The organism is Pedobacter sp. 05L430 (genome assembly GCF_056397585.1).
The window spans coordinates 1-9,934 of sequence record NZ_JBFTNT010000146.1 but is presented as its reverse complement, the minus strand read 5'-3'; the positions used below and the strand labels follow the sequence as shown (position 1 = coordinate 9,934).

The window sequence follows — 9,934 nt, the reverse complement described above, 5'->3', positions numbered from 1 at the left end:
CTGCTACAGTGTGTGCATTACGCGGATTAGAATGTGTAGTATATATGGGAGAGATTGATATTCAAAGACAGGCTCCCAATGTTGCACGAATGAAAATGCTGGGTGCTAAGGTAGTTCCTGCAACTTCAGGAAGTAAAACGTTAAAAGATGCTACCAACGAAGCCATGCGCGATTGGATTAATAATCCGGTAGATACCCATTATATAATAGGTTCTGTTGTTGGGCCACACCCGTACCCGGATATGGTGGCACTTTTTCAATCTATCATTTCAGAAGAGACTAAGAAGCAATTGATAGAACAAACTGGTAATGACCAGCCGGATTATGTGTTGGCCTGTGTTGGCGGTGGTAGTAATGCCATGGGCATGTTTTACCATTTTATTGATGATGAAAAGGTAAAACTAATCGCTGTAGAGGCTGCAGGTAAAGGGGTTGATAGCGGGTTCTCGGCAGCTACAACTACACTGGGTAAGGAGGGTGTGTTGCATGGCAGCAGAAGTATTTTGATGCAAACTGAAGATGGTCAGGTTGTTGAACCTCATTCTGTGTCAGCAGGATTAGATTATCCCGGCATTGGCCCTCAGCATGCACATTTGTTTAAAACTCGTCGTGGTCAGTATGTTTCCATAACTGATGATGAGTCTTTGGAAGCTGGTTTATTGCTTACTCAAATGGAGGGTATTATCCCTGCAATAGAAAGTGCTCATGCACTGGCTTATCTGGAGAAAATGAATTTTAAAGGTGGGGAGAATGTAGTGGTTTGCTTGTCGGGCCGCGGTGACAAGGATATGGATACTTACATGAGATATTTTGGATTATAAAAGAAATGAATAGAATTAAAAAGTTATTTCAGGAAAAGAAAGATATATTATCAATTTACTATACAGCTGGTTATCCTAATCTTGGAGATACAGTGGCAATTGCAGAAGAGCTAGAGCGTTCAGGTGCAGACTTATTAGAAATAGGGTTCCCATATTCTGATCCTGTTGCTGATGGCCCGGTTATACAGGCGAGCAGTAAGCTGGCGCTTGATAATGGTATGGATTTAAGACTGCTGTTTGAGCAGCTTAAAGATTTACGTAAAACGGTAACTATCCCGGTTTTGTTAATGGGGTATGTAAACCCAATGCTTCAATTTGGTGTAGAGAATTTCTGTAAAGCTTGTGCAGAGGTAGGCGTTGATGGTTGTATAGTTCCGGATCTCCCAATGGTTGAACATGAGGAGTTATATGAACCAGTTTTTGCTAAATATGGTTTAAGTAATATATTCTTGGTTACTCCTCAAACTTCTGAAGAAAGGATCCGTAAAATCGACGGTTTAAGTAATGGATTTATCTACTTGCTATCCTCGTCGGCAACTACAGGAAAAAATCTTCAGGTATCTGATACAACCGAAACATATTTTTCAAGAATTGCATCATTAAAACTTAAAAACCCAACCATGATAGGTTTTGGTATAAGTAGCAAAGAAACCTTTGATAAAGCATGTAAATATGCTAACGGTGCAATTATAGGTACTGCCTTTGTGAAAAGCTTGTCTGCTGATGATGTTCAGGGCAGTGTTAAAAACTTCATGAAAGAATTTAAGCCTTAACCGACGCTTTTCCTTTAATAGATTTTAGGAAAACAAAACCAACTAATCCTGCAATAACCGAAGCACAAAGAATCGCAAATTTTGCTTCGGTTACATGCATTTCATCACTAAATGAAAGTAAGGATATAAATATGGACATGGTAAATCCTATACCAGCCAACATACCTAAGCCAATAATGTGTTTCCAGCCTGATTGCGACGGAAGTGTTCCCAGTTTTAGCTTTACTGCAAGCCAGGAGAACAGTGTAACACCTATTGTTTTTCCGGCAAAAAGACCAGCCACAATTCCAAGCCCCAGCGGCGATACTAAACCGTCAAGCATTTCTTTTTGAAAGGTGATGTTGGTATTGGCCAGTGCAAAGATCGGCATGATAAAATAATTTACAGGACCATTTAATAAATGCTCAAGCTTTTCTAAAGGAGATTCTGTGTTATCTGAATTGGTTGGTATGGTAAGGGCAAGCAACACCCCTGCAATTGTTGCGTGTATGCCTGAGTGGTGAATGAAGTACCATAAGAACACTCCGGGTATAAGATAAAAATAAAGCGGTTTTATCTTAAAGAAGTTAAATACCAGCAATAGCGCAAGTACACCTCCTGCCATCAGGAGGTAATGAAAATGTACCTCATTTGTATAAAAAATAGCAATAACCAGGATGGCGCCAAGGTCATCAACAATGGCCAGGGCAGCAAGAAATATTTTTAATGAGGCCGGAACACTTTTACCCAGCATGGATATGATAGCTAAGGCAAAGGCAATGTCGGTAGCCATTGGAATTCCCCATCCAGATGCCGTAGCGGTATCTTTATTTAAAATGAAATAAATAAATGCGGGTACCAACATTCCTCCAAGAGCAGCAACTACAGGCAAGGAAGCCTTTTTAATAGATGAAAGCTCGCCTTCTACCAGCTCTCTCTTGATCTCTAAGCCCACAAGAAGAAAAAATACAGCCATTAGCGCATCATTTATCCAGGCAGAAACAGTAAATACATAAGAGCCAGAGCCAAATGTGAAGCCTAAATCTGTTGATAGTAGTGCAGAAAAGCCATTCTTATAACTAGAGTTTGCAATAAACAGAGAGATCGCAACACATACCATAAGGAGTATGCCTCCAATTTGTCCTGATCTTAAAAAGTCTTTAAATGCTTGTAAATTTATTATTTTGGCCATTTATAGGTAGTTTTCCAGGTTTCCTTTTCCTTGACGGATGATTTCAAAATCTCCTGATGTACAGTCTACAACCGTAGATGGTTCATTGTCTCCATATCCACCATCAATTACGATGTCTATAGTGTCTTCATATTTTTCGTGGATCAGTTCAGGATCTGTAGAGTATTCAATTACTTCATCATCATCATATATAGAAGTAGATAGAATTGGATTTCCAAGCTGCAAAACAATTTCTCTTGCAATATCATTATCAGGTACCCTTATACCAACAGTTTTCTTGTTGGAACTTAGTAGTTTTGGTACATTTCCGTTTGCATTCAGTATAAACGTAAAAGGGCCAGGTAGAGCTTTTTTTAGTAGCCTGAATGTGGTGGTGTCGATAGGTTTTATATAGTCTGAAATGTGCCTTAAATCCGAGCAGATGAAAGAGAAATTGGCCTTTTCAGGTTTAATACCTCTTAACCGGCAAATTTTTTCAATGGCTTTATGATTAGTGATATCGCAACCCATTCCATATACGGTATCGGTTGGGTAGATGATTATTCCTCCCTTTTTCAATACTTCAACAACTTGCTCAATCGCCTTGGGATTTGGGTTTTCAGGATAGATTTTAATAAGCATGTGTAAATTTACAAAATATTGATCCGAAATCAGATTATAATTGTTCTATTGGCATGTTTTTATTAAATTAAGGAATATGAGAAAAGCATTTATCGCAATTGCGGCGTTTTTGGTGGCACTCACTGTAATGTTGGGCCTTACTTATCCGCCTTTATGGTGGTTATTCATTTTTACAGGACCAGTTGTTTTATTGGGTATTTATGACCTGTATCAACCAAAACACAGTATAGTAAGGAACTACCCAGTAGTGGGCAGATTAAGGTACTTTATGGAAGATTTAAGGCCAAAGGTGTATCAATACTTTGTAGAAAGTGATACCAATGGTAAGCCATTTAGCAGACTTAGTCGTTCATTGATTTATCAGCGCGCAAAAAGAGAAAATGATACTATTCCATTCGGGACACAATTGGATGTATATGAAAATGGTTATGAATGGCTAAGCCACAGTATTTCAGCAATCAGCCATACTGAACTTAATGAAGATCCGCGTGTGTTAGTAGGGGGTCCGGAGTGTTTAAAGCCGTATTCTGCAAGTATTTATAATATCTCTGCTATGAGCTTCGGTTCATTAAGTCAGAATGCTATTCTGGCTTTAAATGGTGGAGCCAAGATGGGTAATTTTGCGCATAATACAGGTGAAGGTGGTATAAGCGATTACCATGCTAATCCCGGAGGGGATTTAATCTGGCAAATTGGTACTGGGTATTTTGGCTGTCGTCATCACGATGGTACATTTAACTATGAGGCCTTTGCCGAGAGGGCAAGTACAGATCAGGTAAAAATGATTGAGATTAAGCTTTCTCAGGGCGCTAAACCAGGACATGGAGGTATATTGCCGGCTAAAAAGGTTACTCCTGAAATTGCAAGGATAAGGTTGGTAAAAGAGGGGTTTGATGTGATCTCGCCTCCAGCTCACGCTGCCTTTAAAACGCCGTTAGAATTAATGGGTTTTGTAAAGAAACTGAGAGAGCTTTCTGGTGGTAAGCCAATTGGTATTAAACTCTGTATTGGAAGAAGAAGTGAATTTTTTGCCATTTGTAAAGCAATGGTTGAAACAGGTATTTATGTAGATTTCATTACTGTTGATGGGGGCGAAGGTGGTACAGGAGCTTCTCCACAGGAATTTTCTAATGCGGTTGGCATGCCATTAAGAGAAGGTGTGGCTTTTGTTTACGATGTTTTGGTAGGTTTTAACCTTAAAAAGCACATTAAAATTATTGCATCGGGTAAAGTAGCATCTGGATTTGATTTGGTAAAGAATATAGCGCTTGGTGCTGATCTATGTAATTCGGCGAGAGGAATGATGTTTGCGTTGGGCTGTATACAGGCCTTAGAGTGCAACAGTAATACTTGCCCAACAGGGGTGGCAACACAGGACCCAAGTTTAATGAAAGGTCTTGTAGTGGGAGATAAAACAGTTAGGGTTTATAATTTCCATAAGCTAACTGTTGGTAGTGCTGTAGAGTTATTAGGTGCTGCGGGTTTACATCATCCTTATCAATTGACCAGGGCATATATCAACAGGAGGATTGCGCCCAATGTAATGCAATCATATATGGAAAGTTTCCCATACATCCCTGAAGGAAGTTTGTTGCAGTCACCTTACCCTTTAAGGTTTGAGTTGGGAATGGCACTGAGTGTATCAACAAGTTTTGTGCCTTCTGATTATAAAGTTTCACTGGTTGATTATACACATGCAAACTCATTTGCAGATGATTTGAATCAAAATCAGAATAGGTAATAAATATAAAAGGGGTGTATCAATCATGATTGATACACCCCTTTTGCTATTTTATGAGTCTATTAAAACTCTGCATTTTTAGGGAAACGAGGGAAAGCGATTACATCTCTGATGTTTGTCATTCCACTTACAAATAATATCAGTCGTTCAAATCCTAGTCCAAAACCAGAGTGTGGTGCCGATCCAAAGCGTCTGGTGTCCAGATACCACCACATTTCGTCTTGTGGAATATCAAGCTCTTCCATTCTTCGGGTTAGCTTATCAAGGCGCTCCTCTCTTTGAGATCCTCCGATGATTTCGCCAATGCCTGGGAAAAGGATGTCCATTGCAGCTACTGTTTTTCTGCCTTGAGCATCAGGTTCGTTTTGACGCATATAGAAGGACTTAATATCGGCCGGATAATCAGTTAAGATAACTGGCTTTTTAAAGTGCTTTTCAACAAGGAAGCGCTCATGTTCTGATTGTAAATCTGCTCCCCATTCATCAATAAGATATTTAAACTGCTTTTTCTGATTAGGTTTGGAAGATTTTAAGATCGCAATAGCTTCTGTGTATGTTAGGCGTTCAAAATCATTGTTTAGGCAGAAGTTTAGCTTTTCTATTAAAGATAGCTCACTGCGCTCATTCTGAGGTTTTGTTTTTTCTTCTTCTAGTAAACGGTTGTTTAAAAAGTCAATCTCTTCCTTGCAGTGTTCTAGCGCATAGCTAATCACATATTTCAACATGTCTTCTGCAAGCTGCATATTGTCTTCAAGATCAGCGAAGGCAATTTCAGGCTCAACCATCCAAAATTCAGCAAGGTGACGTGTTGTGTTTGAGTTTTCTGCTCTAAAAGTAGGTCCGAATGTATATATCTGTCCAAAGGCCATTGCAGCAAGCTCACCTTCCAGCTGACCAGATACGGTCAGGTTGGTTGCGCGCGCAAAGAAATCCTGTGAGTAATCTACTTTCCCATCATCTGTACGAGGTGTGTTGTCGAAATCAAGAGTGGTAACTTTAAACATTTCACCGGCACCTTCTGCGTCTGATGCAGTAATAACAGGTGTGTGCATATAAACAAAACCTCTTTCGTTATAAAATTGATGTATAGCAAAGGCTAATGCATGACGTAATTTAAAGACTGCATTGAAAGTATTGGTGCGGAAACGCAGGTGGGCAATTTCCCGCAGAAACTCCAKGCTATGTTTTTTGGGTTGAAGAGGGAATTTTTCAGGATCACTATCGCCTAATATTTCTATAGTTTCAGCTTTAATATCTACTCTCTGACCTTTTCCTAATGATTCTACAATTTTTCCTTTTACAGAAATTGCAGCTCCTGTAGTAATACGCTTTAAAAGTTCTTCCGGAGTATTATTAAAATCCACTACGACTTGGATGTTCCCAATGCAGGAGCCATCATTTATTGCAATAAACTGGTTGTTGCGAAATGTTCGCACCCATCCCATAACCGTAACTTCTCTGTCGAATTCGTTTGTATCTAACAAACTTTTTACTTTTTCTCTTTTAATCATGATTTTTTTGTGGAGAGCGTCAAAAATAAGGATTTCCTTTAATAAATGGGAGGGAATATTTTAGTAGCCTATTTTAAATTACCTAGGTTTATTTTGAGTGATTTTGGTATTTAATGTATTTTTCTTGGTATTATTCTGTTTTTTGGATGGTGTTTTGTTGTTTTTTTATTGCTTTAGTGTTGTTTGTTGGTATTTATAATTATGTTTTATTGGTTATTTTGTGTTTTTATTGCTTTTCTATTGTGTTTTTTTAGTTGTTTGTGTGTTTTGTTAGGTTTTGTTTTGTTTTTATGGTGTATTTTTAGATTTTTATTTAAATAAAATCAATTTTTTATTGTTTTTAAATTTAAAACCCTATATTTGTAATGCTCGTTTAATTTATATTTGGTTAGAGAGGCATACAATTGGATGATTGTATGCCTCTTCTTATTTTAAAAGTAGAATTCTCATTTTTTTTGTGTTTTAAACAGAAATCAAGCCTGTTTATTTTTTTGTAAATGAAAAAAGCCAATTGAGTTAACAATTGGCTTTTTCCTTTAATAAAGATTTATTTGAATAGCTATAGATTAAGCTAATACTTTCGTAACTAAATCAGCTGCATCTTTTAATGCTATCGCCGAGAAAACTTTTAATCCTGAGTCATCTATTAATTGCTTAGCTTCAACAGCATTTGTTCCTTGTAAACGGCAAATAATAGGAACCGGAACATCTCCAATTTCTTTATATGCATCAATAACACCTTGGGCAACACGATCACAACGAACAATACCACCAAATATGTTAATTAAAATTGCTTTTACATTCGGATCTTTAAGGATGATGTTAAAACCAGCTTTAACCGTTTGTGCATTTGCAGTACCACCAACATCTAAAAAGTTAGCCGGTTCTCCACCTGCAATTTTGATGATATCCATAGTAGCCATTGCTAAGCCTGCTCCATTAACCATACAGCCAACGTTCCCGTCAAGTTTAACATAGTTAAGGTTTGATTCGCTTGCTTCAACATCAGTAGGATCTTCTTCCAGTTTATCACGCATTGCCGCGTAATCCGGATGACGGAATAAGGCATTCTCGTCTAAATCTACTTTCGCGTCAACTGCGATAATTTTATCATCAGATGTTTTTAGAACAGGGTTGATTTCAAACATTGAAGAATCAGTGCTATCGTAAGCTTTGTAAAGTGCGGTAACAAATTTTACCATTTCTTTAAAAGCCTGACCGCTTAGACCAAGGTTAAAAGCTATTTTGCGAGCTTGAAATCCTTGAAGACCAACTTTAGGGTCAATTTCTTCTTTGAAGATCAAATGAGGAGTATGCTCAGCAACTTCCTCGATATCCATTCCACCTTCAGTAGAATACATAATTATGTTTCTTCCGTTAGCGCGGTTTAACAATACGCTGATATAGAATTCTTTGGTTTCAGATGCACCTGGGTAGTAAACATCCTGAGCAACYAAAATTTTGTTAACTTTCTTTCCTTCCGGACCAGTTTGTGGAGTTACTAACTGCATACCTAAGATAGCAGAAGCTCTTTCCTTAACCTCATCAAGGTTTTTGGCAAGCTTTACACCACCGCCTTTACCTCTACCACCAGCGTGGATCTGAGCTTTAATTACAACCCAGTCAGAATTGTAGTCAGTTTTCATTTTTTTAGCAGCTTCTACAGCCTGCTCTACCGTGTCGGCTACTACACCTTCTTGTACGGCTACTCCAAAACTTTTAAGTATTTCTTTACCTTGATATTCGTGGATATTCATTATGCTGAAAAAATTTGTTCAAATCTACAATTTCAAAAGCTTTATAACAAATGGCTAAAGGTATTTTCAGCGTTTATATTTTCTCTTTCGGGTTTTAATTTTTTAATGGTCTTTTTAAATTTGAGTTTCATCTTGATCCAATAAGTGCCAAAGTGAACCCCGCCGGCATTAAATAATCTTCTATGCGCCAGCCAGACTACCATCGCTGTTGAAAAATAGAAAACTGTGTAAAAATAGTACGTAATAGTTCTCATAAAAAAGCTCTTTTGTCTATATATCAAACTTAGCCTCTCGATTTGAAAAGTGATATGAGCCGCTTCGTCGATTAAAATATCTGTACTTATTTGTTTAAGTAATTTGCAGTTCGTTGCATCCTTTAAACATTGGTAAAATATCTGGGCCGCGCTTTCTACGGTAATTACTGCTATGGTCMAAAACTCCATGTCTGTATTTAGTCCCCTTATTTTTCTAAATAAGCTATCACCCCAATCCTTTTTTATTCTTTGCTCGCCAATTAGATCAATATAACGACCCAAATTATTACCATGCTTTTGCTCTTCTTTAATAAATAGCTTAATGGCATCTGTATAATAAGGATCATTTAGCTTTTTTGCATGTTTGGTTGCAGCATTTACCAGATTCGTTCCCTCAGATGTTTCTCCCAGTTGCCAGGCCTGTAAAGAGCTTAAAATGTTGTTTTTTTCCAGTTGGCTTAAATTCGGACTGATACTCCAGTCAATTCTTTTGTTCTTTAGGTTTTGGTTAAAATAGTTTATCCAATACGATGAGTTGTGCATACACCAGGTTTTAAGATTATAAATGGTTTTTAAGTAAAAATTGCATTGTTTGCCAATCACGGTAGTTCCATGACAACCAGGATGTCTCGTTGTATTTTGTTTTGAATGTGTTGTTTCGTTGAGCTAAATCCTTTTCAAAGGCCAGGATCTGTTCTGTATTCGTTGGAGTTATTCGTTTGTTACTGAGGTCAGTTGTGTCGTTGCTCCATTTATAAGCATAATTTGAGGTGCTCAAATATTTTCTAAGTATAATCTTATTCGTATTTAAAAGGGGGAGGGTCTTGTCAGACAAATCGGTTAAATGATCAAGATCTAAGTTAATGGAGGCTCTGTTGTTAATGTTGTAGTTCACAATCAAAACATCCCAGTTTACAAATCCAAAAACAAGTAGTAAGATATACCAAATGCGACCATTTATTTTACACAGATAAAAGAAGGTTTTTTGCTGAGCGACCTTGATGTAAACAGTAACCAGACCTATTGTGCAAAGCAATAAGAAAACGAATACACCAATTCGTTTGTAGGTTAATCCAAGAGCACTTACGTACTGGTAATCTCTGAGTAAGACAGAACATACCAGAAAAATATTCTGAAATATCCATAAATAGGTCAGTAATCTGATCGTTTTGTTTTTACTGTAGAAATTTAGATTTCCTCTAAAAAAATATACAATAATCATCATAGCTATCACAATACTTACTATTAATACATTTGTGCCATCATGAAGCGCATCTGAATATTT

9 protein-coding genes are annotated in these 9,934 nt (G+C 37.5%); 3 read left to right on the top strand and 6 right to left on the bottom strand.

Going from position 1 to position 9,934, the window contains the following annotated elements; all coding sequences use genetic code 11:
- Together trpB and trpA are read left to right on the top strand one after the other, a co-directional pair.
- Window positions 1-821 (top strand): tryptophan synthase subunit beta (trpB, locus tag AC1DG9_RS17205; protein ID WP_477634949.1); only part of this gene is annotated, 821 nt, incomplete at its 5' end.
- Between the two features lie 5 nt (window positions 822-826).
- Window positions 827-1,594, top strand: a complete 768-nt coding sequence (gene trpA, locus AC1DG9_RS17200; RefSeq protein ID WP_172660501.1) for a tryptophan synthase subunit alpha — start codon at window positions 827-829, stop codon at window positions 1,592-1,594.
- On the opposite strand, the gene nhaA is transcribed toward trpA, so the two are convergent.
- Together nhaA and AC1DG9_RS17190 are read right to left on the bottom strand one after the other, a co-directional pair.
- Complete coding sequence (gene nhaA / locus AC1DG9_RS17195; protein ID WP_288880919.1) at window positions 1,584-2,765, bottom strand: Na+/H+ antiporter NhaA; 1,182 nt, start codon at window positions 2,763-2,765, stop codon at window positions 1,584-1,586. The genes trpA and nhaA overlap by 11 nt on opposite strands.
- The gene (locus tag AC1DG9_RS17190) at window positions 2,766-3,386 is read right to left on the bottom strand and encodes an L-threonylcarbamoyladenylate synthase (protein WP_172660499.1); all 621 of its coding nucleotides are present in this window, start codon (window positions 3,384-3,386) and stop codon (window positions 2,766-2,768) included.
- A gap of 76 nt (window positions 3,387-3,462) precedes the next feature.
- Here AC1DG9_RS17190 and AC1DG9_RS17185 point away from each other — a divergent pair, with 76 nt between their 5' ends.
- Entirely contained in the window at window positions 3,463-5,127 is a 1,665-nt protein-coding gene (locus AC1DG9_RS17185; RefSeq protein ID WP_172660498.1) for an FMN-binding glutamate synthase family protein, read from the top strand.
- 62 nt (window positions 5,128-5,189) lie between these two features.
- Here the strand turns inward: AC1DG9_RS17185 and asnS are convergent, their stop codons facing one another.
- From asnS to AC1DG9_RS17165, 4 genes are all read right to left on the bottom strand, one after another.
- Window positions 5,190-6,638 carry an asparagine--tRNA ligase gene (gene asnS / locus AC1DG9_RS17180; protein ID WP_477634948.1) on the bottom strand — a complete coding sequence of 483 codons (1,449 nt, stop codon included), beginning with the start codon at window positions 6,636-6,638 and terminating at the stop codon, window positions 5,190-5,192.
- Window positions 6,639-7,204: 566 nt separating this feature from the next.
- Window positions 7,205-8,395 carry an ADP-forming succinate--CoA ligase subunit beta gene (gene sucC, locus AC1DG9_RS17175; protein ID WP_172660497.1) on the bottom strand — a complete coding sequence of 397 codons (1,191 nt, stop codon included), beginning with the start codon at window positions 8,393-8,395 and terminating at the stop codon, window positions 7,205-7,207.
- 41 nt (window positions 8,396-8,436) lie between these two features.
- A complete protein-coding gene (locus tag AC1DG9_RS17170) occupies window positions 8,437-9,192 on the bottom strand; it encodes a ferritin-like domain-containing protein (RefSeq protein ID WP_477634947.1) in 756 nt (251 codons plus the stop codon).
- A 16-nt stretch (window positions 9,193-9,208) separates the two neighbouring features.
- Window positions 9,209-9,934, bottom strand: a 726-nt coding sequence (locus AC1DG9_RS17165; RefSeq protein ID WP_477634946.1) for a DUF4153 domain-containing protein, incomplete at its 5' end; no start/stop codon positions are given.

Coding starts and splice junctions, on each gene's coding strand:
- nhaA (WP_288880919.1), bottom strand. CDS start 2,765: ATGGCCAAAATAATAAATTTACAAGCATTTAAAGACTTTTTAAGATCA.
- AC1DG9_RS17190 (WP_172660499.1), bottom strand. CDS start 3,386: ATGCTTATTAAAATCTATCCTGAAAACCCAAATCCCAAGGCGATTGAG.
- trpA (WP_172660501.1), top strand. CDS start 827: ATGAATAGAATTAAAAAGTTATTTCAGGAAAAGAAAGATATATTATCA.
- AC1DG9_RS17185 (WP_172660498.1), top strand. CDS start 3,463: ATGAGAAAAGCATTTATCGCAATTGCGGCGTTTTTGGTGGCACTCACT.